This window comes from Gluconobacter sphaericus (genome assembly GCF_016757795.1).
In the GTDB taxonomy this organism is placed as follows: Bacteria; Pseudomonadota; Alphaproteobacteria; order Acetobacterales; family Acetobacteraceae; genus Gluconobacter; species Gluconobacter sphaericus.
Window position 1 is genome coordinate 2,277,831 of the sequence record NZ_CP068419.1, and the last position, 24,192, is coordinate 2,302,022.

Sequence of the window (24,192 nt, forward strand, 5' to 3'; positions counted from 1 at the left end):
GGTTATTCTTCTGCCAGTCGTTCGATGTTGATCTGGATATTTTCGGCGTCGGGGGAACGCAGACCGGTGGCGAGGGCTTGCAGAATATTGCGGGCGTCGTCTTCGAAGCCAAAAGGCGCGTTGACGACCAGCAGTCCGCAGCCGTTCAGGCGTGACGGATCGACGGGCGACCGTAGCAGGAACTCGCAGGCGAGCATGTCCCGGATGCCCGCGTCCTGAAGGGCTGTGTAGAACGTGCGGACGGGTGTGCGGTGTTTGATCGGGTACCAGACGGCGACGATCCCGGCGCGGAACCGGGTGCGGATCAGGGTGATGGCGTCGGCGCAGCGGGCGAAATCGTCCGGTTTTTCAAACGGCGGATCAATGAGAACGAGACCGCGCTTGAAATCCTTCGGCGGAAGGAGCGCACGCAGCGCCTCGTAGCCGTCACGGTGATGGACGGCGGCTTGCGGGTCTGCATGGAAAAGGCGGCGAAGGGGGCGGACGTCTTCAGGGTGCAGTTCGCAGGCGATGAGCTGGTCTTGTGGGCGCAGTTCGGCGCGGGCGAAGGCTGGGGAGCCGGGGTAGCGGTGCCGGTCCTGCACGTTGGGGCGGACGGCGTCGAGGTAGTCCGTAAGGGGTGCAGGGGCTGGCTGTTCCAGAAGCTGGCCGATGCCTGCGTGCCATTCGCCCGTCTTTTCGGCTTCTTCGGATGACAGGTCGTAACGGCCGCATCCAGCGTGGGTGTCGAGGACGACGAAGCCTGCGGGTTTGCGTTTGAGTGCCTTGATGAGGGCAAGAAGCAGAGCATGCTTCATGCAGTCGGCGAAGTTTCCGGCGTGGTAGATGTGACGGTAGTTCAAGAGATGTGTTCCGGGGTGGCGGGAGTGCGTTCAGACAGGGGCCAGCGGGGGCGCGCTGCGGTGTCGATTTCGTTGGGTGTCTCGCCCGCACGGAGGCGTTCGAGTGCGGCCCAGGCGACCATCACCGCGTTGTCAGTGCACAGGCGCATGGGGGGAGCGAAAAAGGGGATGCCGTGATTTGCGGCGACCTGTTCGAGGGCGTGGCGCAGGGTTTTATTGGCAGCGACGCCGCCCGCAACGACGAGGGCGGTGGCATTCGGAGTGAGGGCGAGGGCGTGCTCGGCGCGGTCGGCCATCACGTCCGCGACGGCGCGCTGGAAGGATGCGGCGACGTCTGCGGCGAATTGACGCGGAAGGGCATCGCGGCTGCCGGTCGGGTCCTGTGTGTCGATCAGACGGCTGACGGCGGTTTTCAGGCCCGAGAACGAGAAATCGCAGCCTTCACGCCCCCTGAGGGGGCGGGGAAGCGCATAGGCATCGTCCCGGCCTTCGGTGGCGAGTTTTTCCAGCGCGGGGCCACCGGGCCAGCCGAGACCGAGCATTTTGGCGACCTTGTCGAAGGCTTCTCCGGCAGCATCATCGATTGTGCCGCCGAGACGGACATAACGGCCGGTTTCCTCGACCGAAACGCACTGGCAGTGGCCGCCTGAGACCAGCATTGTCAGATAAGGGAAGTGCAGATCTGCGCCGAGGCTGGGGAGGCGCGGGGTGAGGATATGGGCCTCGATATGGTTCACGGCCATGAAAGGGCGGTGCAGCGCCATGGCCAGTCCCTTGGCGTAGGAACTGCCGACGATCAGGCCGCCGATCAGGCCGGGGCCGGTCGTACCTGCGAAAGTGTCGATATCGGCCAGCGTCAGGGAGGCTTTTTTCAGCACTTCCGCCACCAGCGTGGGCAGGGCGTCCAGATGGGCGCGGGCCGCGATTTCCGGGACAACGCCGCCGAGAATGGCGTGGTCGGTCTGGGAGAGGACGCCTTCGGCCAGGATCGTGCCGTCGTAAGCGAGAATGGCGCAGGCCGTATCATCGCAGGAGGTTTCGATGGCCAGAAGGGGGCGTGTGGGCATGGACGGACGTGTTGCGGGGGCTGACATGGGGCTTATTATGGCCGAGTCTGTCATATCATGACAGTCCTGTATGAATGGGCTAAAGCTGCCGCTCATGAACGCTCCCGTCCTGCCTTCCGAGGCGCTCCAGAGAGTCGCCGCGGAAGCCGTCCGCCGCTCCCATGCCGCTGAGCCGCCTACCGGCCGCAAGCTCCCTCTTCGTGTCGGGTCGCGGGCGTCTCCGCTGGCGCTGGTCCAGACACGGAATTTTCTGACGCGACTGACGCGCTTCTGCCCCGTCCTGCGCGATATGGGGGCGTTTCAGGAATACCAGATCAGTACTGAGGGCGATCGCAATCAGGTGCAGCGTCTGGCGGAAATCGGTGGCAAGGGGCTCTTTGCCAAGGAAATCCATGAGGCGCTGGTGGCCGGGCGGATTGATTTCGCGGTGCACAGCCTCAAGGATCTGGAGACCAATCTGCCACCGGGTCTGGTACTGGCGTGCACGCTCAAGCGCGAAGATGCGCGCGATGCGCTGATTCTGCGGGATCGTGACGTGGTAGTTGATCCGCAGCGTCCTTATGACTGTCTGCCGGAGGGGGCACTGATCGGCTGTGCGTCGGTGCGTCGTCAGGCGCAGATGCTGCATGTGCGGCCCGATCTGCGGTTCTGCCTGTTGCGCGGAAATGTTCAGACGCGGTTGGACAAACTGCGGGCCGGAGCCTGTGAGGCGACGCTTCTGGCACTGGCCGGGCTGCGGCGTCTGGGCATGGAAGACCGTGTGGATGTCGTGCTGGAGCCTGACCAGATGCTGCCAGCTTCGGGTCAGGGTATTGTGGGCGTGACGGTTCGTGAGAGCGATCTGGAACTGCGCGAACTGCTGTCCGCGATCGAAGATCCGGAAGCGCGGGCCGTTTCGACAGCCGAGCGTGCGCTTCTGGCAGAACTCGATGGGTCGTGCCGGACGCCCATTGGTGGTTATGCCCGGATCGAGAGTGGTGTTCTCAAGCTGAGCGGCATGATTGCGAGCGAGGACGGGACTTTCCTGCTCCGTCGCGAGATCGAGGGTGCGCCGCTTGAAGCGGCCCGTCTGGGTACCGAACTTGCCGACGAACTTCGCCGCGATACGCCAGCTCATATCTTTGATGAAATGAGACGTCCCTGACGCTTACCCGTCCTGAACCGGGTCGCATGGTTCTGGTGACCCGGCCGGAGCCCGGACTGTCCGCTACGATGGCGGAGGTCCGGGCACTCGGCTGGGAGGCTGTGGCGTGTCCGATGCTGGACATCACGACATTTGAACCTGTTGCGCCGGGTGAGTTCCGGGCCGTGCTGGTGACGAGTGCCAATGCGCTACCTGCGCTGCGGGACTGGCCTCGGGACCGTCTTGTTGTGGCGGTGGGGGCGCGGACGGCGGCACGGGCGCGCAAAGCCGGGTTCATGAATGTCGAGGCGGCGGACGGGGATGCGCTGGCTCTGGCGGCGTTCTGCCGGGTGCGGGGTATTGTGGGCGCGGATGTATTGCTGGCCAGTGGCGAGGGCTATGGCGTGGAGATGGCGCGGGATCTGGGTGTGCAGCGGATCGAGGTCTATGCGGCATCCATGTGTGTCTCTCTGCCGGAGACGGCGCGGGATGCGCTACGGAACAGACGCGTTGAGGCGGTGTTGCTGTATTCGGGAAAGACGGCCGACGCGTTCAGGGGAGCGCTGGGGGCCGAAGACGTCACGGCGCTGTCTGCCGTGCGGGCGCTCTGTCTGTCAGAGGCCATTGCCGCGCGCCTGAACCCGAAGGAATGGCGCGCGGTGATGTGGCCCGATCCGCTGGAGCAGCTCGGGCCGGTAATCTGATCAGGCTTCGCCGGCGGGTTCCGGGAACTGCTGGGCGCGCTTGGCCTGCCACAGGGCAACGAAGTCGATCGGCTGCAGCACGACGGGCGGGAAGCCGCCGTCACGTGTGACATCGCTGACGATGGAGCGGACATACGGGAAGATCAGGCGGGGAACTTCAACCAGCAGGATCGGCTCGATGAGCTCCTGCGGCGGGTTGTTCAGCGTCACGACGGCGGCGTAGGTCAGTTCGGTGATGAACACCGTGCGACCGGCCTGGCCACCTTCCTGTGCCGGCGGCTCGGCGGCCTCGGCACGGACAGCCAGGGCGACTTCATAGACGGCCTGATCTTCTTCCAGGCGGTTGGCCTGGACGTCGATGTTGACGGAAATCTGCGGAGCAGAGCGCAGTGTTGCGAAAATGGAAGCGCCAGCCGGCACTTCGAAGGACAGGTCCTTCGTGTACTGCAGGTTGATGGCCAGCGGCATGGCCGGCACGTTTTCCTGGCCCAGGGTAGCGTTGTCGGTGGTGTTCTCTGACATACAGTCTCCGGTTCCGCAGGGGCTGGGCCCGTAGCGGACATCGATTGGAACGATTGCGATTTCTCGGCGGTAGCATGATGTCTGCTGTCCGCCAAGACACGGTTCTAGCGTACAGATGGTTGAGATCGGACGGATTGCACCCTATCTACAGGTCAACGGATCTTTAACCGAACACTGCGAAACACAGGCCTTCATGTCTTCTGACGACATCCATCTCCCCGCCGGCCTCATGGCTCATGCGGGTCATTATTTTCCCTGGGACCTTGTGGTCCTGTTCGTGCTCGCCGTGGCGCTGGGGGTGAGGTTGTACCGTGTTCTTGGCCGGCGTGTCGGGATGCAGGGGGTGCGGCAGGAACGTCCGGGGGGCGGGTTTGGTCCGGGTGTGCAGAAGGGTGTGGCTCCGGATACCGCACGTCCGGGCGTTCCGCCGCCGCTGCCCGGGCAGTTTGCAGGGAAGCCGGGGGCTGCTCCTGGGGTGTTTGATCAGGCTGTGCCGGATGTTGCGTATGAAATTCCTGCGCCCGCCACGCGGGTCGGGACGGTTCTGGGTGAGATCGGGTCCGTTTTTCCAGGATTTTCGCCTGATGGTTTCCTGAAGGAAGCCGAAGAAACATTCCGTCAGGTGGTTCCGGCTTTTGCGGTCGGTGACCGTACGACGCTGGAAAAGCTGCTGACGCCAGCCTCCGTGGACTCTTTTTCCGCGGCGATTGATGCGCGGGTGCAGGCGGGCGAGACGCAGCGGAGTGATCTGCGCGGGATTGAGAGCCTGTCCATTCTGGATGCGATGCTTGTGTCTGCGGAAGACGGGACGCGGGTCGGCCGAATCGAAGTGAAGATCGTGTCGCGTCAGGTGAATATCCTCACGGATCGTGAGGGTGAGCCACTGGTCGGGACCGAGGCGGTGACAGAGTTCCATGATTTATGGCTGTTCGAGCGTGTGGCGGGGCAGTCCGATGCACGGTGGCGTCTGGCGGCGTCGCGTCCGGCCTGATCGCGTTATCCTATGAAAAAACTGCTGACTCTGCTGACGCTTGGCGCGCTGTGTGGATGCACGCCCCAGAATGCGCCGTCGTCGCTTTCGCTCTCTCCTGTTGGATATGATTCGCTTGCCGGATGGGAGCAGGAGGATTTCACCTCCCTGATGCCACTATTGCGGGATGAGTGTCATCGTCTGTCGCAATTGCCACCCGAGACGCTGCTCGGCGGGAGCGAGGCCATAACCTATGGGCGTCATGCTGCCGACTGGAGCAATGCCTGTGCGGCGCTGGCGACGGCTTCGGATGCACGGACTTATCTGGAGACGTGGTTCCAGCCTTACGAGGTGGGGACGGAGGCGTTCTATACGGGGTATTTTGAACCCCAGATCCAGGCTTCCCTGACACGGGATGGTGCGTATCAGACGCCGGTTTACGGGCGTCCGCGTGATCTGGTCCGGGCGAAGGCGACCAATGGGCAGATGGTCAGCGGACGCTGGGTTAACGGGCAGTTTGCGCCGTATTATGACCGTGCCGCGATTGATGGCGGAGCACTGGCGGGGCAAGGGCTTGAGATCGCCTGGCTGAAAAGTCCGGTAGATCTGTTTTTCCTTCAGATTCAGGGTTCGGGACGCCTCATCCTGCCGGATGGCGGGCAGGTGCGTGTGAGCTATGACGGTCGCAACGGGCAGGCTTATGTGCCGCTCGGGCGTGTTCTGGTGCAGGACGGGGAACTGCCGGCGGATGGTGTCAGCATGGACAGCATCCGGAACTGGCTGGAGGCGCATCCGGACCGGATGATGTCCGTTATGGAGCGCAATCCGAATTATGTGTTTTTCCGTCGTGATGACGGCAATCTGGCTCAAGGGCCGAAGGGAGCGTTCGGGATGCCGCTGACGGCTGGACGTTCCGTGGCGGTCGATCGGTCCATAGTGCCGTTTGCGATGCCGCTGTGGGTCGAGACGAAGCTGCCTTATGGGACGGGTCAGCCGGTGACCTGGGATCATCTGGTATTTGCGCAGGATATTGGGACGGACATCAAGGGTGCCGGACGGGCTGATCTGTTCACGGGCTGGGGGGCGACCGCACAGTCCGTGGCGGGGAACCTGCATGCTCCTGGCCGGATGATGATCTTCCTTCCGCGACCGCCTTCGGATTCTGCAGCGCAATGATCCGCAGTCGCCGGGAGAAGCTCGGTGTTCATACGCTGATCCGGGGGGACTGCACGACGGTTCTCAAGCGAATGCCGTCGCAGAGCGTGGATGTCGTGGTGACGTCGCCGCCGTATAATCTGGGGGTGTCGTACCGGACGTATCAGGACAGGCTGCCCGAGGATGCATATCTGGACTGGTTGGAGGATGTCTGCACCAGTTTGTGCCGGGTGATGAAGGATGACGGGTCGTTCTTTTTGAATATTGCGGGATCGTCGTCCCAGCCTTGGCTGCCGTTCGAGCTGATGACGCGGCTGCGCAAGCTGTTCGTGCTTCAGAACCACATCACCTGGATCAAGTCGATTTCGGTGGGTGAGATTACTTACGGGCATTTTAAGCCGCTGAATTCGGCGCGCTTCGTCAACCGCAATCATGAGCATGTGTTCCATCTGACCAAGACGGGGACCGTGCCGGTGCAGCGGCTGGATGCGGGTGTGCCGTTTACGGACAAGAGCAATATCGTGCGGCGGCAGCACATCACGGACCGGCGGTGCCGGGGTGATACCTGGTTTATTCCTTATGAGACGGTGCGCAGCCGTAAAGAGAAGTTCAGCCATCCGGGAACGTTTCCGGTGGCACTTCCCGAAGCCTGCATCCGGTTGCATGGGCTGCGGCCGGGTGGGGTGCTGCTGGATCCGTTCATGGGATCGGGCACGACGCTGGTGGCGGCGGAACGGATGGGCTGTGTGGGGATCGGGATTGATACCGATACGTCTTATGTGAACGTGGCGCGCAAGCGGGTGCGGGCTGCGATCGATCATGAGGACGAGGATTAATCGACAGCACCTGTTTTTCTGACAGGTTCAATCACTTTGACTTGCAATGCCATTTTTCCACATTGTCACGACACCGTGAGTATGAGGAGAAAAATGGTGCGTTCCAGCACGATTATAAAGGGAATTGCCGGTCTGGTGGCGCTGGGCGTTGTCGCCTGGGGCGGGACTGTCACTTATCTTGAGCACTTCGATCATGCTGGAGCACCGCAGCTTCCTGCCAGCAGCCCGACGCGACAGGACCCGACGGCCATGGCGGCGTTCACGGCTCTGCGCGAAGTGCGCTGCGATTACTGCCATACGCAGAATGCGAACCTGCCGTTCTATTTCAGCCTGCCGCTGGCCAATCAGATTATGAAGCGCGATCTGGTGCAGGGGCAGCGCCATTTCGAATATGCGCCGGTGCTGGCTGCATTGCAGCAGGGCAAGCCGCCTTCGGTTGAGCAGCTTTCCCGTATTGAGGAAGTCATCACTCAGAACCGGATGCCGCCGGCGGCCTATCTGCTGATGCATCCGCATGCGCATCTGAACGAGAAACAGCGCGCGGACATTCTGAACTGGGTGCGTGAACAGCGTGAGCGTTACTATGCGACGCCGGGTGTGGCGGCCCAGTTCCGTGGTGAGCCGATCCAGCCGATCCCTGAGAGCGTGAACGTGGATTGGAAGAAGGCCGAGCTTGGCCGTGCACTGTTCTTCGACAAGGGGCTGTCCGGTGATGGCACGCTCAACTGTGCGAGCTGCCATGGTCTGAACAAGGGCGGCGTGGACAATCTAACGACGGCAACGGGCATTGGGGGCCAGAAGGGGCCGATCAATGTGCCTAGTGTCTATAATTCTGTGTTCAGCATGGCGCAGTTCTGGAACGGTCGCGCGAAGGATCTGGCGGAGCAGGCGGCTGGTCCGGTCATGAATCCGCTCGAAATGGGTTCGCATGACTGGGCGACGGTGGCCGAACACGTTCGCAGCACGCCTGCCTATACCGGGCAGTTTGAAGCAGCTTTTGGCTCTGATGTGATCGACAAGAACACGATTACGGCAGCTATTGCGGAGTACGAAAAGACGCTGATTACGCCCGACAGTCGTTTTGACCTGTATCTGAAGGGCGATGCGAAGGCGATTACGGCACAGGAAAAGCGCGGCTATGAGCGGTTCAAGGAAATCGGCTGTTCTGGCTGCCATAGCGGTATTGCCGTGGGGGGCGACGCCTATGAGATCCTTGGTTTGGAAGGGCCGTATTTTGAGAACCGTCATACGAAGCTGACGGATGCTGATGAAGGCCGTGTGGCTGTGACGCATAAGGAAATTGACCGTGAGCGCTTCAAGGTTCCAAATCTGCGCAATGTCGAGCTGACGGGGCCTTGGCTGCATGATGGCTCGGCAACTACGCTGGAGCAGGTCGTGCGGGAGATGGCACGTTATGAAACGCCGGATCATGACATTGCTGATCAGGATGTCACGGATATCGTGGCGTTCCTCAAGACGCTGACGGGTAAGTATGAGGGCGTTCCGCTGAAGGATGTGTCGGCTGACCAGCCATTGCAGGCTCCTATGTCGGGTTCTAATGCCCCGAACTGACGTTTTAGGATTTTAGTACTACAGTTACATTTTTCTGAGAGTTCTGAATCTGTGGATAACCCTGATTCAGAACGAGATGAATGGCACGATGTCAGCGGAGCGTTTTGGGGCAACGAGCCGCGCAAGAGCAGTTGAATGTGGGCGGAAGCGGCAGGAGACCGGGGGCGTGGCGGTAGCAGGTTCTGCTGGGCCGGGCTTCCGAGGGGCCCGTTAGGCTCAGGTATACCTCGTGCGTATCAAAATAAAAACGTAAATGTGGTGCTGGTAAAAATCCGGAGGAAGGCAAATCATCCGGATTTTTTTTGTATATACAGAACCGTTAATATGGATGACGATTGTATAAAGTGGTTTTTATTGTGAATGAAATTGTTTGGTTACTTCTTTGTGGGTTTTAATAAGTGATATGGACAGCGGAGAACAGCTTCGCTATCGGTTTGAAATAGAACTATTTTCAGAACAGGATATGATGTGAGCGATTATATCAAGGATTGCATCAAATATGATATTTCCGGTTCTGTTTTAGAGGGTTTTCCGGAAGCTTTTGAGCGACGCAATGTTCTGTACGTGCCGCGACGAGAGGGCGGTTTGGACAAGGACTTTGGGTTATTTGATGAAACAGGCCGACAGATCCTAGGAAATGCTCTTTTTTCAAGTTATCCGCCTGTATTGAAAACACAGGCTCTGACGACGCAGAAAAAGGGAGAGGCAGCCTCCTACCAGGACAGGCCTGTTGTGTATGGGGGGTGTATTGGCGACCATTACGGCCATTTCATCACGGAATGTCTGAACACACTCTGGTATTTTTCAAGGGAATGCTCACCGGAAACGCTGGTGCTTTTCCATAGTGACATGACCGTTGAAGAGATTTTTTCCAGACCATGGATGGTCGATCTGCTTCGTTATGCGGGGGTCCGAAAAGAACAGATTATTATTCCTCGTGTAGCATTGAGATTTTCTTCCATTACCATACCGGGGCAGGCTTTTTCTGAAGATGGTTTTGTTTACACGGGCTATGCAAAATATCTGAAAGCGCTGTCGTTGAAGGCGGTCCAGGAAAGCAGTTTTGATTTCCAGGGGATGGTGTATCTCTCGAGGGCTAACCCTCTCTACGATAGTCGGCTGCCCTGTAACGAAGAGGATCTCTGTGTCGAACTTTCGGGACGTGGAGTAAAAGTTGTTCGACCTGAAGACCTGTCTGTTGCCGATCAGATCAAGATATTTAACGCCAATATTGTCATAGGGCCTATTGGTTCGGCTTTTCATACATCGATCTTTGCGGGGGGGGCGAAAGGCATAGCCATCTGCCCGCAAGAGCGGCCGATTGCGCGTTCATACGAATTGATGGATGCGGCGCATGATGCCGAGATACGCTATGTATACAGTGAGGATAAAGTAGATCCTTCCACGCTTGCAGAAGTTCTAGTGAATGCTGCGGGGTTACAGGCGTATTGGAAAAAAATAATAGAAAAATTGAGAATTGGATTTCTGGAGAGAAAAAACAGAGGAAATATTTTCTTTGTAGGCCATGAGAATATTCTTTTTTCGAGAGATGCGAAGGAATCCGGGGATTATGACGTTCTTGTAGCCACCGTGGGTAATAGGTCATTTATTTTTGCAAATCAGCCTTCTTTGCCCCCCTTTTTCATTGAAAAAGAATTAAGCGAGACGAGAGTTATCTCCTATCTGAGATTCGAAGAAGAAAGCGGTATCGGATTCCAAAATCCGGTAAATAAGAAATGGCTGAAAGCAATTCCGTCGGAATTAAAGAAACATCTTCATTGCGATGCGGACCACGTTAATGATTGGGAACTGTTCCGACTGAAGTCTGTGGAACATCCGGGTTTCTCCGGTGATCTGAAAGTTCTTCTGGAAGCTTTGTCTTATCTTTCTGACACGGGAGATGTGGCTGGGTGCCTGACGATTGCGCCCTTTCTTGAGGATGCGCTTCAGCGGTTTGAAAGCTCCGATTGTCAGTAGAGTTTTCTCTTCTGACAATCGTGCCGCCTGCGGGGATTGAAGAGAGGCTTTATTTACCTTGGTTTATTGGGGAACAGGATTGCACTGCGGGGTGACTGGCTGGCCTGTCATGACGGCTGTTGTGAAGGCGGCGGAGTCCGGCAGGGAGGCGTTGACCGTCTGGCTGTGGTCCAGCCCCTTGTAGATATGGGCCTGTACGGTTGAGCCCGCGGCGCAGGCGGCTTTGACCAGACCCAGCTGAAGGGCGGGGGGCACGTCGCGGTCGTCGGTTCCGGTCCCGGTGAAGAGGGGCTGGGCCAGTTTGAGGGTCGGGAACGTCATGGCTTTCAGAGCTGGGCTCATGGCCTTGAGGAAGGTTGGTTGCAGGCTGTTCTGAAGGGTCAGGCCTGCGTCTTTTGCCTGTTGGGACAGGGAGGTCAGGCATTCATGGGCGGCGTTGCGATAGACGGGCAGCGCCTTGGCTGTGAAGGCTTCTTCCGGACGGAAATGGGGATCGCGTCCTTCCAGTCCGGCGGCGAGATAGAGGACGTAATTGATTAGTGGGCTGTAGCCCGCGTCGGGCTGTGAAGCGGCCTTGAGAAGGCCTCCGAGGAGGTCGGGTGTTACATAAGGCGCACCGGTTGCAACGGTGCCGCGGATGTTGAGTTCAGGCGCGTAGGTTGGCGCATAGGCGGCCGTGGCGACGGCGGCAGCGCCCCCCTGTGACTGGCCGACGATCATGATTTGGTTTTTCAGATCCGGGACGTTGGTGAGTGCCGCGCGGACACTGTCGAGCACGCTGTAGGCTTCGACGCGGGTATCTAGATAAGCGTGGGTGCCAGGTGTGCCGAGACCCTGATAATCCGTGGCAACGATGGCGAAACCGCGCTTCATCCATGTGGAGAGATAGACGCTGTTGCGGTCGCTGTAAGGATTGAGCGACGGGGCGCAGCTGTCATCGACGCCGACGGTGCCGTGGGCCCACGCAACGATCGGCCAGCCGCCCTGCGGGGCCGGTCCGGCGGGCAGGATGATTTCGGCGGTGACGGGCACGAGACCTTTATCGGTGATGCCGTTCGTCGAGAGATAGGTAATGCGCAGGGCGCGTCCGGCGTCCGGAAGGCTGAGGGCAGCGGCCAGAGGGGCTGAGGCCGTGATGGTGCCTGGCTTGTGGGCTGCTGTTGCGGCATGGGCGCCGGGAGCAAGAGTACAAACGCAGAGGGTCGTGCTTGCAAGAAGAGGCAGGATCTTGCGCAGAAGTGGCCGGGACATGGGAAATCCTTTTGTCAGTCTCGCTTCACGGAGCCGGTGAAGGTTACATCGGACGAGAGCGAGACTGACGGCATGTCCTAGAACGTCAAGTGAATTTACGAGTTTCAGGGTGGATTGGCTGTCTTGGCTCAGTCGTCCCGGGCAAGGCGCTGGTCAGCGGCTTGGTCGATCCGGTCGCGTTCCTCCATTGTGAGGAGGCCGCGCTTGTATTCCTGTGTGGCGCGCGCCTTGGCGTTGCTGGCGCGGGCGCGGGTGTCGATCGGGTAGGCACGTTTTTCGGGGAGGCCGAAGGCGCTGTCGGGCAGGGCGTTGCGTTCTTCCTGTGTGAGATGGCTCATTGTCTTCTCTTCCGGAAATGAAACCTGACACTCACCGTATCAGTGCGATGCAGGGTCTGAAATCCTGAAAGAACATTGTTCAATGATACCGGAACCCGTTACATGCTCGGGACCTGAATTCCCTGTCGGGAGAGGCAGGTTGGACAGCAAGCGGGGGTGGTGTGGCGAAGCGGGATTTGAGGGAGGACGAGGCGACGTTGTGGCGGATGGTTGTCCGTGACATCAAACCGTTGCGTTCTCCGCGTGCGCCGCGCCGTGCAGTGCCTGCGGCGAAGATCGAGCCGCCTGCGCCTATGCCTGAGGCTGCGCGGTCTGTGCCTGTTGTGACGCGCCGGTCGTTTGTGCCCGCGCCGTCTGTGAAACCTGCGCCGCGACCAGTGGAGTTATCTGTTGGCGTGCGTGCTCCGGGGTTGGATGACACGAGCTGGAAGCGTCTGTCACGCGGGAAGATGAAGGTGGATGCGCGGCTCGATTTGCATGGATATGTCGTGCAGGAAGCGTTTGAGCGGCTTTATGATTTCATGCAGCGTGCGCGGGTGCGAAACTGGCGCTGCGTTGAGGTTGTAACCGGGCTTGGGAGTGGGCAGACCAGTGGGCTGATCCGCCGTGAACTCCCGCTCTGGCTCCAGCGGGGGGATCTGCGATCCATGGTTCTGGCTGTTGTGCATCCCCATGAGGCCAATCACGGGTCGGTCCGGATTTTGCTGAAAACCCGCCGCCGCTGAAGCTGTCAGAGGTGGCGGGTTTCCTGCCCTTCGCGCCAGCGCGGAATATTGACGGCAAGCCAGCGGCGCAGGGCCAGGGTGGCGCCCAGGTCCGGAACCGTTCGTGACAGGAACGGCGCAGCGTTTTCGCCGGTTGCCAGCTTGAAATGATGCAGATCGGCCCATCGGCGTACACCCGTATCAGCAGAGGTGGCCGCGCAGGCATGGCTCCATTGCGTGACGATTTCGGGTGGCGTCAGCATGGGAAGAGCAATGGCCATGGCTGTGTCGGCGGCGGCGGAGACGGCCTGCCACGCATGATAGAACGGCCCTTCGGGGGCTCGGTGTCGGGCCTGCTGATAGGCTTCCAGAAAATTGGGAATGGTCGTCGAATGCGTGTCGGTCAGGTCGCCGGTGTAATAGATCGCGCTTGTGCCTTCTGGCAGGTTGGCGAGGACGTCATCCAGTGGTCGGTCGAGCGTGTAGGGGGAAATCTGAACAGCGTCGACGGTACCCTCATGCAGGGCTGACAGGGCGTTCGATGAATCGACATAGCCGGACACGGGAATGGGGCGCAGGCCGAGGAGGGAGAGCCCCATTAGGGCGTTCAGTTCCGGGCCGTCGATATGCGAAACCGCGAGGCGGACCGGATGGTCGTGGAAAAAGCCTGTCAGGCGGCTGCGCAGGGTCTTGTGCAGTTCCGCGCGCGCGATGACGACGGTTGTGGTGGAGGCCACGAGGACCGGGATCCAGCGACCGAAATCGTAATGGACGCGGGAATCACCTGTCAGGGACGCGAGCAGTGTGGCACCGGGAAGGGCCAGGGCGGTGTTGCCGTCAGGCGCGCTGTTGGCGTCGAACAGGTTGGCGGCACGGACGCCGTCCTGTCCGATGTCGGGTGTTAGTTCGAGTGGTGCCTCCAGCCCCAGGGCGTGGGATAGGGGGCCGCTTGCGAGTTCGGCAAACTGTCCTGGGGTGGAGGCGAGCGTGCCGCCCAGAAGGAGCTTGACATCCGCCAGGGTGCCGGCCCGTGCGGGGATATGCGTGGAGGAAGCGGCTCCAGTCAGAGCCGCCAGCCCCTTCAGGGCTGCACGTCGGGTCAGTCTCACGGCCAGCGGACTTCCGGCGGCATGCTCATGAGGATGGCTTCGGTGTTGCCGCCCGTTTTCAGACCGAACAACGTGCCGCGGTCATGTAGCAGGTTGAACTCGACGTAACGGCCGCGGCGAATAAGCTGGGCGTCACGGTCGGCTTCGGTCCAGGGGGTGAACATGCGGCGTCGGACGATAGTCGGATAGGCGTCGTGGAAGGCCATGCCGACGTCTTTGGTGAAAGCGAAGTCCAGATCGACGTCGCCGGTGTGGAACTGGTCGTAGAAGATGCCGCCAAGGCCGCGCGGTTCGTTGCGGTGGGAGAGGTGGAAATAGCGGTCACACCATTCCTTGAAGCGGGGATAATGCTCTGGGTCGTGGCGGTTGCAGGCGTCTTCGAAAGACTTGTGGAAATAGGCTGCGTCCGCCTGGGCTTCTGCGCTGTCGGGGAACATCGGGGTGATGTCGCCGCCGCCGCCGAACCAGCCTTTTGTCGTGACGATCATGCGCGTGTTGAAATGCGCGGCACTGACATGCGGGTTGCAGGGATGGGCGACGAGGGAGACACCGGTTGCGAAGAAGCGGGGGTCTTCGTCGGCGCCGGGAATGTTCTTGCGGAATTCGGGAGAGAATTCGCCCCAGACGGTCGAGACGTTGACTCCGACTTTTTCGAACACGCGGCCACGCATGACGGACATTACGCCGGCGCCGCCTTCGGGGCGGCTCCAGGCGGTGCGTTCGAAACGGCCCGGGGCTGTGCGGTCACGGAGGACCTGCGAACCACCTTCAGCGGCTTCGTCTTCCAGTTTTTCGTAAGACGCGCAGATACGGTCGCGGAGGGTTTCGAACCAGGTTTGGGCGTCCTGCTTGAGGGCGTCGTGAGGTACGTCTGGACGAACGGTTTCGGCGAAACCGGGGCTGATCTGGTCCATTTTTTCTTCCCCCGTCTATACAGGACAAAACTTTGTTACGCGCAGTGTCCTAGCAAATCGCGCCGCTGACGAACAGTTGGCTGATGCATGCCTGCCGGTGATCCGTGGCGGGACGATGGCGCAAAGACGTTTTCATTTCGTAAAAACGCGCCTGTTTTGTGAAAAAGTTTCTCTTGGAATGCTCAGGCGCAGGCTGCGGGTTCCAAGGGTTGCGTATTGGGCCGTCTCGTGGTCCAGAACGGGCGAGCAGTTCAATCAGCAATCAGGAACAGGCATGTCTTCAGAACAGGAAATCCAGCCCGTCATCGGTGTGATCGGTGGCTCGGGGCTGTATGACATTGACGGACTCGAGAACAAGGAATGGCGCCGGGTAGAAACACCCTGGGGCGAGCCGTCGGACGAACTGCTGTTCGGCACGTTTGAAGGCGTGCAGTGTGTGTTTTTGCCGCGTCACGGGCGGGGACATCCTATTCCGCCGTCGCGCCTGAACTTCCGCGCCAATATCGACGCGCTCAAGCGTGCCGGAGTCACGGATATTCTGTCGCTTTCGGCTGTAGGGTCGCTCAAGGAAGAGCTGCCGCCGGGGCATTTTGTGCTGGTGGATCAGTTCATCGACCGTAGTTTCGCACGGGAAAAGAGCTTTTTCGATACGGGCTGTGTGGCGCATGTCGGCATGGCGGACCCCGTTTCGGCGCGTGTGCTGGATGTGGTGCAGGGCGAGGCTGAGACGCTCGGCATTCCGGTAACGCGGGGCGGAACGTATCTGGTGATGGAAGGGCCGCAGTTTTCTACACGGGCTGAGAGCGAGTTGTACCGTTCCTGGGGCTGTTCGGTCGTGGGCATGACGAACATGCCGGAAGCCAAACTCGCGCGGGAAGCGGAGATGAACTACGCGACCGTTGCCATGGTTACGGATTTCGACTGCTGGCACAGCGACCATGACAGTGTGACGGTTGAGGCTGTTGTGAAGGTCATGACGGGAAATGCGGAGAATGCGCGTCGCCTGGTGAAGGCAGTTATTCCGGTGCTTGGAAAGAAGCGGCCGGTGGATGCGAGCGCCGAGCGGGCGCTGGATCATGCAATCATTACGGCACCTGCCGCGCGTGATCCGAAGCTGGTGGCAAAGCTCGATGCTGTGGCAGGGCGTGTGTTGAAGCAGGGCTAAAACCCTGAACGCCGCGCCTGCGTGATGCGGGCGCGGCGGATATCATTGATCAGTCGAAATTATGATTCGGATCTGCGTTCAGGTCGATGCCTGCACGCGCATCGTCGATTTCAACACCGTCGAGCTCCGGTGGCGGCAGGTCCTTGACCGGAGTGCCCTGTGGGACGCCCTTGATGGCGATCAGGTCGGTGGCCTTTTCGAGGTAGCCTTCGGGGCCGCAGGCCGGCTTTCCGTCTGCTTCCCACAGGAGGCGCGCTTCGTGGCGGATTGCTGCGTCGCGCTTCGGATCGTCTTTGAGCGGATTGCTGCTCATCTTAGAACTCCTGTCTGGTAGGGCGCAGGACGATTTCATTGATGTCCACGTCGTCAGGCTGTGAAATGGCGAAGGCGATGGCACGAGCCACTGAGTCCGCCGGGATCGCCATCTTATAGAACTCTTCCACGGTTTTGCGACTGTCTGTGTCACCGCTTCCGGACTTGAGTTCACTCTCGACTGCGCCGGGCTCGATGGAGGTGACGCGGAAGGTGTTTCCTGCTTCCTGTCGCAGGCCTTCGCTGATGGCACGGACGGCGAATTTCGTGCCGGAATAGACGGTGCCACCCGGAGCAAAGACCTTCAGGCCAGCGACGGAAGACAGGTTAATGACGTGTCCGGATTTCTGTCTTTCGAACACCGGCAGGGCAGCGGCAATGCCGTAGAGCACGCCCTTGATGTTGATGTCGATCATCCGGTCCCATTCATCGACCATCAGCTTCTGGATGGGGGCGATGGCCATGAGGCCGGCATTGTTCACCAGAACGTCCAGACGGCCGAAATCACGGGTGACAGCGGCGACGGTCTCTTCGACTTCGGAGCGTTTCGTGACATCGAGCGTATAGGCGCGAGCGGTCTGGCCCTGTGCCGAGAGTTCGGAGACGATTTCGTCCAGCCGGTCACGGCGACGGGCGGAGATGGCCACCTTTGCGCCCAGGGCTGCGAGATGACGGGCCGTGGCCTCGCCAAGTCCGGAACTGCCGCCCGTGATGAGGACGACTTTTCCGGCGATGTTGTTCGTGGTCATGGTTGGCTCACTTCTGTTCGAGATGAGACTTCAGGAAATCGATGCTGCGGGACCAGGCGAGGTCGCGGGCATCACGGTTAAAGCTAGGGCGCTCGGGGCAGCCGAAGCCGTGACCGGCGTCGTCATAAACATATTCCTCGACTTCAGGTCGGGCGTCGCGGATCTTCTGGATCTCAGTGTGGGGGATGGAGGAGTCTTCGCCGCCGAAATGCAACTCGACCGGGCAGTGCGGTGCGGTTTCGACATGGTTGCCGATGCTGCCGCCATACCAGCTTACGGCCGCATCTACGTTGTGCGTGCTGGTGGCGGTGAGCCAGGCGAGCAGGCCGCCCCAGCAGAAACCGATGATGCCGACTTTCTTGTGGCCGGCGTCGCGCAGGGCTTTTGCGCAGGTAGCGATGTCGGCGAGGGTCTTGTCGGACGGGATCTTGCTGCGCAGTTCTAGGCCTTCGGTCACGCCGGCCTGTGTGTATTCCAGAACGACGTCCGGTTTGACGCGGTCGAAGGCAGCTGGGGCCAGAACGTGGAAGCCTGCAGCTGCGAAGTCGTGACAGACGTTGCGGATATGGGGGGTGAGGCCGAAAATTTCCTGAACGACGATGACGGCAAAGGGCGACTCCGCGGAGCCGGCTTCCCAGGCCTTGAAGCTGTGGCCATCGGCTGCGGTCAGGCTGATCATGTGACCATTAGCGCTGGAAGCAGGGGTTTTGTTGTCCGAGGGGCTGTGTTTCATGTCTGTGTATCCAGTCTTGTAATGCCCGGAAGGCCATGAGCCATGAGCGACGTCATCAATCTCCGTCGGGAACGCAAACGCCGCAAGAGCCTAGAGGATGCGAAGGTCGCCGATGCGAACCGCCGTCTGTACGGTCGGACCAAGGGACAGAAGGCGGCTGAAACGCTTGAGAAACAGCGGATGCAGGCGCTTCTCGACGGGCGCAGACTTTCTCCCGGAGCACCTTCGGACGAAAGCGAGAAACCTTGACGCAGAGGGTGGGGACGATTATGTCTTTGGCACTCTCTGTGTGAGAGTGCCAAAACTGCACTGCAGTCATTGAGTGCAGCAACCCGGTCACGCTGCTTTGTACAAGGGTGTGGCCATAAATGGAGCGATCCATGACGAAGTTTCGTCCCCTTCATGACCGCGTGGTGGTCCGTCGCCTGACGGGCGAAGAGAAGACCGCTGGCGGCATCATCATTCCTGACACCGCCAAGGACAAGCCGACCGAAGGCGAAGTCGTTTCCGTCGGCCCGGGTGCCCGCAACGAGCAGGGCCAGATCGTGGCTCTGGACGTCAAGGCTGGTGACAAGGTGCTGTTCGGCAAGTGGTCCGGCACCGAGGTCAAGATCGACGGCGAAGAGCTGCTGATCATGAAAGAGAGCGACATCATGGGTGTGATCGGCTGATCAGCCGTCCCCGTTTCCTCTCGTAAAAACCTCATTCAGGAGTAAGAATTATGGCTGCCAAGGACGTAAAGTTCGGCGCTGATGCCCGCGAGCGTATGCTGCGTGGCGTTGATATCCTCGCAAATGCCGTCAAGGTGACGCTCGGCCCGAAGGGTCGCAACGTTGTTCTCGATAAGAGCTTTGGCGCACCGCGCATCACCAAGGACGGTGTGTCGGTTGCCAAGGAAATCGAACTGGCTGACAAGTTCGAGAACATGGGCGCCCAGATGGTCCGCGAAGTCGCGTCCAAGACGAACGACATCGCAGGCGACGGCACCACGACCGCAACCGTGCTGGCTCAGGCCATCATCCGTGAGGGCGCCAAGGCTGTTGCTGCTGGCATGAACCCGATGGATCTGAAGCGCGGCATCGACAAGGCTGTTGGCGTTGTCGTTGAAGAGCTGAAGAACAACACGAAGAAGATCACGTCTCCGGAAGAAATCGCCCAGGTCGGAACGATTTCCGCAAACGGCGAGACCGAAATCGGCGAGATGATCGCTTCTGCCATGCAGAAAGTCGGTTCTGAAGGCGTCATCACGGTTGAAGAAGCCAAGGGCCTGCACACGGAACTCGACGTTGTCGAGGGCATGCAGTTCGACCGCGGCTACATCTCCCCGTACTTCGTGACGAACCCGGAGAAGATGACGGCTGATCTCGAAAGCCCGTACATCCTCATCCACGAAAAGAAGCTCTCCTCGCTTCAGCCGATGCTGCCGCTTCTTGAAAGCGTCGTGCAGTCCGGCCGTCCGCTGGTGATCATTGCAGAAGACGTTGATGGCGAAGCACTTGCTACGCTCGTCGTGAACAAGCTGCGTGGTGGCCTGAAGATCGCTGCCGTCAAGGCTCCGGGCTTCGGTGACCGTCGCAAGGCCATGCTGGAAGACATCGCCATCCTGACGGGCGGCCAGGTGATTTCCGAAGATATCGGGATCAAGCTGGAATCCGTCACGCTCGAAATGCTGGGTCGCGCCAAGAAGATCCACATCGAGAAGGAAAACACCACGATCGTCGAGGGTGCTGGCAACAGCGACGACATCAAGGGCCGTTGCAACCAGATCCGCGCGCAGATCGAGGAAACGACGTCTGACTACGACCGCGAGAAGCTCCAGGAGCGTCTGGCAAAGCTGGCTGGTGGCGTTGCTGTCATCCGCGTCGGTGGCAGCACCGAGGTCGAGGTGAAGGAGCGCAAGGATCGCGTTGACGATGCCCTGCACGCAACCCGCGCTGCCGTTGAAGAAGGCATCGTTCCGGGTGGTGGCACGGCTCTGGCCCGCGCATCGTCCGCTCTGAAGGGGCTGACTTTCGACAACGACGACCAGCGCGTCGGTGGCGAGATCGTCCGCAAGGCCCTGCAGGCTCCGCTGCGCCAGATCGCTTTCAACGCAGGTGAAGACGGCGCTGTCATTGCTGGCAAGGTGCTTGAGAATGACGGTTATGTCTTCGGTTTCGATGCCCAGAAGGGTGAGTACAAGGACCTGGTCTCAGCCGGTATTATCGACCCGACCAAGGTTGTCCGTACGGCCCTGCAGGACGCCGCTTCGGTTGGTGGTCTGCTGATCACGACGGAAGCCATGGTTGCTGAGCGCCCCGAGAAGAAGGCTCCGGCCGGCGCTCCGGGCGGCATGGGCGGCATGGGTGACATGGACTTCTGATCGAAGTTCGGTCTTTCCTCCATTTCTTCCAGGGAAGGGATGGAGGAAACTTTGCTTGTTGTAAAAAAGCCTCTGGCCTGCGGGTCAGAGGCTTTTTTTTGTCTATTTAGTTGCTGAAAGATAACGAAAAAAACAGGTGTGGGGCATAACTGTTGCGTAGAGATCACATGTTGCACCCAAGTGCTCCGTAAAAGCATGGCTGGTATGTATTTTTCGTGACAGTAACGCTCTGAGATCTTTAGAGAGGGTTCATCATTCTTTTGAAGGATCTTGTTCTTTGATGAGCACATCTCGTCGCCATCTGTTGCTGTGTGCATCAATTCTCGGAGTTGGCACCCTGTCCGGGACGGCTTTTGCTGATTCCTCGATGCAGCCGGAACACCGTTCCCACACGGCTGTGCATCACAAGGCTTCCACGTCGACGGTTGCCCCCCGGAGTGCGTCGGCCGCTGTTACTGCTCCTGTCGCCACGACCGCGCCGATTTCCTCCAGCCGTCGTCGTGCTGCGCTTCTTGAGGCACAGGGTGTCTCGGGTGGAACCGAGCGGATGGTTGTTACGGGATCGGCTCTGGCCTCCTCGAATAACCAGAATGCCAACCCCGTTCAGATCGTGACGGCGAAGCAGATCCAGCAGACGGGTGCTACGACGCTCAGTGACTTCTTCGCGCGTATTCCGTCCATCGGTGGGACAGGGTCAAACAACGCGGAAACCAACGGTACGGGCGGTGCGTCCTGCACAGACATCCGTAACCTTGGCTCCAACCGCGTACTGGTCCTGATCGATGGCAAGCGTGCCACGCTGAATGGTCAGACGAACTGCATCGATCTGAACGCGCTGCCGGTCCAGCAGATCGCCAGCGTCGAAATTCTGAAGGATGGCGGTTCCGAACTGTATGGCGCGGATGCGGTGTCGGGCGTCATCAACATTAAGATGCGTCATAACCTCTCGGATGGAAACATTACGGTCCGTGGTGGCATTACCGGGCAGGGCGACAACGATACGGGCATGATCTCCGCCTACAAGGGCTGGAATTTTGATCATGACAAGGGCAACCTAACGCTGTTCGGTCAGTACATGACCCAGGGTGGTGTACTGCAGCGTAATCGCAGCTGGGCCAACCCGGTACAGCTGTCTGATAATCCGGTGGGTTCGGGTGGAGAGTCCTTCGGATCCGGTTATTCCAACTATACGCATGTTCAGAACGCATCTGGCCTGAACGCTGCTGTTGCGCCGGATGGCAAGACGGTGAGCAGCTGGGGTACGAACGACCGTTATGACTATGGTCGGCATCAGAGCCTGCTCAACCAGCTTCAGGATGCCAGCCTCTCGGGTGATTTCCACTACGAGTTCAACCGGCATGCCAACCTGTACTCCAATGTGATGTACTCGCATCGGACCAGTTCGACTTATATGGCAGCCGAGCCGTTTGACGGTTCTGTCCAGCCCAGCACGCTGCCGTCCGTTCTGACCATACCTGCCAATGATCCGAATAATCCGTTCGGTCAGGACGTGGACATCACGAAGCGTCTGACGGAACTCGGGGATCGCCGCGATGAGAACGCCACCGACACGGTCACGGCCAAGGTGGGTGTGAATGGTGAGATTGCTTACGGCTGGAATTACGACCTGTCGTATACTTACGGTTCCAATATGTCGACGGATCATCTGGAGAACGTGGGGTCGTACACGAAGCTGCTGAACGCCTATGGTCTACAGCAGGTTGACCCGTCCAGCGCGACGAGTGCTCTGGTTTATAACCCGTCGGTCTGCCCGTCTTTCGGGTGCAGCAATCCGTTCGGGACGATGGGCAGCCAGGCTGCATCCTACGTCAACTACAACACGAACACGCATTCGCATTACCAGCTTCGTGACTGGAACCTGCGCATCAACAACAACCACGTGACGACGATGCCTTGGAAGGGCGGCGGCGATCTGGGTATTGCGGTGGGCTTCGAGCATCGCGGCGAGCAGCTGACCAACACGCCTGACGAACTGATCAGTAGCGGTCAGAGCCTGACCAATACGGTTCTGCCGACCAGCGGTGGATTCGACGTGACGGAAGGTTATGCGGAAGCCAAGGCGACTCTGCTGAAGAACGTCTTCCTTGCGAAGGATCTGACGGTTGACGTACAGGGTCGTGCGTCTGGTTACAGCACGACGTCGGACACGGCGAAGAACTGGAAGGCGTCCATTAACTGGGCTCCGACGCAGGATATCCGTTTCCGTGGTACGATCGGCACGTCCTATCGTCAGCCGAACGTCTATGAACTGTATGGCGGCCAGTCGCTCAGCTACAACCTTGCCAACGATCCGTGCGATGCGGGCCAGGTCGGTACCTATGGTGCTGCGGCGGCGACGGTTGCTGCAACCTGCGCGAAGCAGGGCATCAACACCTCCACGTTCCATCAGTCCGGTACGGGTCAGGTTCCGACGCTGGGTGGTGGTAATGCGCATCTGTCACCTGAGATCGGACGGACCTACACGTTCGGTACGATCATCACGCCGCGCTGGATCCCGAACCTCTCCATTTCCGGTGAGTTCTGGCACTATTCGATCAACCACACGATCAGCGCGCTTCCGACGCAGTATATTCTGGACGGATGCTACACGGGCACCAACTCTTCGTTGTGCAATGCGATAAACCGTCTATCGAATGGCCAGATCAACACGGTGTCGGCCACGGATCAGAACACAGGCGCTCTGCATGAAAGCGGTGTGGATTTTGATTTCGACTACCGTATCCGCGTGGCACGTCATGATGTCCTCTCGGTATCCAACAATTTCCAGTACCTTCTGAACTACACGCAGCAGCTCGTTCCGGGTGGCGCGTTCACCAACTACACCGGTGCGCTGCTGTATGCCGGTGGTCCGAATAACGGCAATGCATCCTATGGCATTCCGCGCGTTCGTGATTATGCGACCTTCGGCTGGACCCATGGTGCGTTCACGGCGACTTATATGATGCAGTTCATTGGTGGGATGCGCTGGAACGATCAGACCGAGTTCCTGAACTCCACGACGGCTGGCCGTTACAAGACGCCGATGATGATCGAACAGGATCTGACGCTGGCTTATCGCTGGAAGAAGTGGAACTTCGAGAGCGGTATCAACAACATCACCAACAAGAAGCCGCCGTTCGTGGCCAGTGGCGTGGATAACAGCGCCGGCGCGACGTATGGCAGCTTCTATCAGGGACGTTATTTCTTCCTGCAGGCCGGTCTGAATTTCTGATCCTGTCAGTCTGAAAAATGGCCTGGACCTTTCGGGGTCCTGAAGAGCCCCCGGCCTGTGTGGTCGGGGGCTTTTTTTGTGCGAATTTTTCGGGAGCGTACTTTCTTGATTGAGGGCCGGTAAAACCTGTCGAAATGGAACATGGGTCTCGGAGAGAGGCTCATGAGCGGAAATATCGACGATCTTGCAGCGCGGATCAGGGAAGCCGAAGGCGGCCGTGAGCGCCTTCTGGAGAAGTTCACGGTGTTTTGCGCCCTGGCCTTTTTTCCGCCAGGAAGTGGTGTCACGCAGGTTAGAGCGGACGGTCGAGATCGAGGGGTTTTCCCTCGGTTTAAGACGCGGATTTTTAAGTTGCGCCGCGAGGACTTTATGGTCGTAGCCGGAATTGCGTATGAGGTCCGCTGCGTGGTCATCAGCCGTAAGCAGGTTCCTGTCCGAGACTGGACCGTGCAGTTGCGCCAGAAGATGCACGAGGCGGGACGGCTGTTCCGGGGGAGGGGTAGGCTATGGCGGGATTGACGGGTTTTCGCCCGTGATGGGGCTGTTTTCGTGGTC

24 protein-coding genes are annotated in these 24,192 nt (G+C 59.5%); 14 read left to right on the forward strand and 10 right to left on the reverse strand.

From position 1 onward, the window contains the following. Positions 1-2: 2 nt before the first annotated feature. Both IGS75_RS10795 and tsaD read right to left on the reverse strand, forming a co-directional pair. The gene (locus IGS75_RS10795; RefSeq protein WP_202256822.1) at positions 3-842 is read right to left on the reverse strand and encodes a 23S rRNA (adenine(2030)-N(6))-methyltransferase RlmJ; all 840 of its coding nucleotides are present in this window, start codon (positions 840-842) and stop codon (positions 3-5) included. Continuing rightward, positions 839-1,936, reverse strand: a complete 1,098-nt coding sequence (tsaD, locus tag IGS75_RS10800; protein WP_202256823.1) for a tRNA (adenosine(37)-N6)-threonylcarbamoyltransferase complex transferase subunit TsaD — start codon at positions 1,934-1,936, stop codon at positions 839-841. Before tsaD ends, IGS75_RS10795 begins: the two co-directional genes overlap by 4 nt. Before the next feature lie 43 nt (positions 1,937-1,979). Between tsaD and hemC the strand changes: the two genes are divergently transcribed. Then, complete coding sequence (gene hemC / locus IGS75_RS10805; protein WP_202256824.1) at positions 1,980-3,053, forward strand: hydroxymethylbilane synthase; 1,074 nt, start codon at positions 1,980-1,982, stop codon at positions 3,051-3,053. Between the two features lie 26 nt (positions 3,054-3,079). Continuing rightward, the gene (locus IGS75_RS10810; RefSeq protein WP_202256825.1) at positions 3,080-3,736 is read left to right on the forward strand and encodes a uroporphyrinogen-III synthase; all 657 of its coding nucleotides are present in this window, start codon (positions 3,080-3,082) and stop codon (positions 3,734-3,736) included. Here IGS75_RS10810 and secB read toward each other — a convergent pair whose 3' ends face one another. Continuing rightward, positions 3,737-4,258 (reverse strand): protein-export chaperone SecB, encoded by a 522-nt coding sequence (secB, locus tag IGS75_RS10815; protein WP_141349998.1) that lies wholly within the window; start codon positions 4,256-4,258, stop codon positions 3,737-3,739. A 193-nt stretch (positions 4,259-4,451) separates the two neighbouring features. Here secB and IGS75_RS10820 point away from each other — a divergent pair, with 193 nt between their 5' ends. From IGS75_RS10820 to IGS75_RS10840, 5 genes are all read left to right on the forward strand, one after another. Beyond that, positions 4,452-5,249 (forward strand): Tim44/TimA family putative adaptor protein, encoded by a 798-nt coding sequence (locus tag IGS75_RS10820; RefSeq protein WP_202256826.1) that lies wholly within the window; start codon positions 4,452-4,454, stop codon positions 5,247-5,249. Positions 5,250-5,261: 12 nt separating this feature from the next. Next, entirely contained in the window at positions 5,262-6,404 is a 1,143-nt protein-coding gene (gene mltA / locus IGS75_RS10825) for a murein transglycosylase A (protein WP_202256827.1), read from the forward strand. After that, positions 6,401-7,219 carry a DNA-methyltransferase gene (locus IGS75_RS10830; protein ID WP_202256828.1) on the forward strand — a complete coding sequence of 273 codons (819 nt, stop codon included), beginning with the start codon at positions 6,401-6,403 and terminating at the stop codon, positions 7,217-7,219. Before mltA ends, IGS75_RS10830 begins: the two co-directional genes overlap by 4 nt. A 93-nt stretch (positions 7,220-7,312) precedes the next feature. Next, positions 7,313-8,791, forward strand: a complete 1,479-nt coding sequence (locus IGS75_RS10835; protein WP_202256829.1) for a cytochrome-c peroxidase — start codon at positions 7,313-7,315, stop codon at positions 8,789-8,791. Between the two features lie 468 nt (positions 8,792-9,259). Beyond that, positions 9,260-10,768 (forward strand): glycosyltransferase family 61 protein, encoded by a 1,509-nt coding sequence (locus IGS75_RS10840; RefSeq protein WP_202256830.1) that lies wholly within the window; start codon positions 9,260-9,262, stop codon positions 10,766-10,768. A 63-nt stretch (positions 10,769-10,831) separates the two neighbouring features. Here IGS75_RS10840 and IGS75_RS10845 read toward each other — a convergent pair whose 3' ends face one another. After that, positions 10,832-12,019: an alpha/beta hydrolase gene (locus IGS75_RS10845; RefSeq protein ID WP_202256831.1), complete on the reverse strand. Its 1,188-nt coding sequence runs from the start codon at positions 12,017-12,019 to the stop codon at positions 10,832-10,834. A 128-nt stretch (positions 12,020-12,147) separates the two neighbouring features. Beyond that, positions 12,148-12,357 (reverse strand): hypothetical protein, encoded by a 210-nt coding sequence (locus tag IGS75_RS10850; RefSeq protein WP_202256832.1) that lies wholly within the window; start codon positions 12,355-12,357, stop codon positions 12,148-12,150. Positions 12,358-12,518: 161 nt separating this feature from the next. On the opposite strand from IGS75_RS10850, the gene IGS75_RS10855 reads away from it, so the two are divergent. Beyond that, on the forward strand, positions 12,519-13,082 hold the full coding sequence (locus IGS75_RS10855) for a Smr/MutS family protein (RefSeq protein ID WP_237468768.1): 564 nt from the start codon (positions 12,519-12,521) through the stop codon (positions 13,080-13,082). 5 nt (positions 13,083-13,087) lie between these two features. Here IGS75_RS10855 and IGS75_RS10860 read toward each other — a convergent pair whose 3' ends face one another. Both IGS75_RS10860 and hemF read right to left on the reverse strand, forming a co-directional pair. Next, positions 13,088-14,170: a hypothetical protein gene (locus IGS75_RS10860; protein ID WP_202256833.1), complete on the reverse strand. Its 1,083-nt coding sequence runs from the start codon at positions 14,168-14,170 to the stop codon at positions 13,088-13,090. Next, on the reverse strand, positions 14,167-15,084 hold the full coding sequence (gene hemF, locus IGS75_RS10865; RefSeq protein WP_202256834.1) for an oxygen-dependent coproporphyrinogen oxidase: 918 nt from the start codon (positions 15,082-15,084) through the stop codon (positions 14,167-14,169). The genes IGS75_RS10860 and hemF overlap by 4 nt, the downstream gene beginning before the upstream one ends. 274 nt (positions 15,085-15,358) lie before the next feature. On the opposite strand from hemF, the gene IGS75_RS10870 reads away from it, so the two are divergent. Continuing rightward, positions 15,359-16,249 (forward strand): S-methyl-5'-thioadenosine phosphorylase, encoded by an 891-nt coding sequence (locus IGS75_RS10870; protein ID WP_141350017.1) that lies wholly within the window; start codon positions 15,359-15,361, stop codon positions 16,247-16,249. 49 nt (positions 16,250-16,298) lie between these two features. Here the strand turns inward: IGS75_RS10870 and IGS75_RS10875 are convergent, their stop codons facing one another. Genes IGS75_RS10875 through IGS75_RS10885 form a run of 3 tightly spaced genes read right to left on the reverse strand, consistent with a single transcriptional unit; the run spans position 16,299 to position 18,043 of the window. Further along, positions 16,299-16,562: a hypothetical protein gene (locus IGS75_RS10875; protein WP_228123653.1), complete on the reverse strand. Its 264-nt coding sequence runs from the start codon at positions 16,560-16,562 to the stop codon at positions 16,299-16,301. Position 16,563: 1 nt separating this feature from the next. After that, entirely contained in the window at positions 16,564-17,310 is a 747-nt protein-coding gene (locus tag IGS75_RS10880) for an SDR family oxidoreductase (protein ID WP_141350020.1), read from the reverse strand. Positions 17,311-17,317: 7 nt separating this feature from the next. Further along, the gene (locus tag IGS75_RS10885; protein WP_237468769.1) at positions 17,318-18,043 is read right to left on the reverse strand and encodes a dienelactone hydrolase family protein; all 726 of its coding nucleotides are present in this window, start codon (positions 18,041-18,043) and stop codon (positions 17,318-17,320) included. Between the two features lie 42 nt (positions 18,044-18,085). Here IGS75_RS10885 and IGS75_RS10890 point away from each other — a divergent pair, with 42 nt between their 5' ends. The 5 genes from IGS75_RS10890 to IGS75_RS10910 all read left to right on the forward strand — a co-directional run bounded on the left by IGS75_RS10890 (position 18,086) and on the right by IGS75_RS10910 (position 24,156). Next, complete coding sequence (locus tag IGS75_RS10890) at positions 18,086-18,292, forward strand: DUF4169 family protein (protein ID WP_141350022.1); 207 nt, start codon at positions 18,086-18,088, stop codon at positions 18,290-18,292. 131 nt (positions 18,293-18,423) lie between these two features. Beyond that, positions 18,424-18,714 (forward strand): co-chaperone GroES, encoded by a 291-nt coding sequence (groES, locus tag IGS75_RS10895; protein WP_062027127.1) that lies wholly within the window; start codon positions 18,424-18,426, stop codon positions 18,712-18,714. Between the two features lie 50 nt (positions 18,715-18,764). Continuing rightward, complete coding sequence (gene groL, locus IGS75_RS10900) at positions 18,765-20,405, forward strand: chaperonin GroEL (RefSeq protein ID WP_099285285.1); 1,641 nt, start codon at positions 18,765-18,767, stop codon at positions 20,403-20,405. A 280-nt stretch (positions 20,406-20,685) separates the two neighbouring features. After that, positions 20,686-23,637: a TonB-dependent receptor domain-containing protein gene (locus IGS75_RS10905; RefSeq protein WP_174787513.1), complete on the forward strand. Its 2,952-nt coding sequence runs from the start codon at positions 20,686-20,688 to the stop codon at positions 23,635-23,637. A 162-nt stretch (positions 23,638-23,799) separates the two neighbouring features. Then, a complete protein-coding gene (locus IGS75_RS10910; RefSeq protein WP_202256835.1) occupies positions 23,800-24,156 on the forward strand; it encodes a hypothetical protein in 357 nt (118 codons plus the stop codon). The last annotated feature ends 36 nt before the right edge of the window (positions 24,157-24,192 follow it).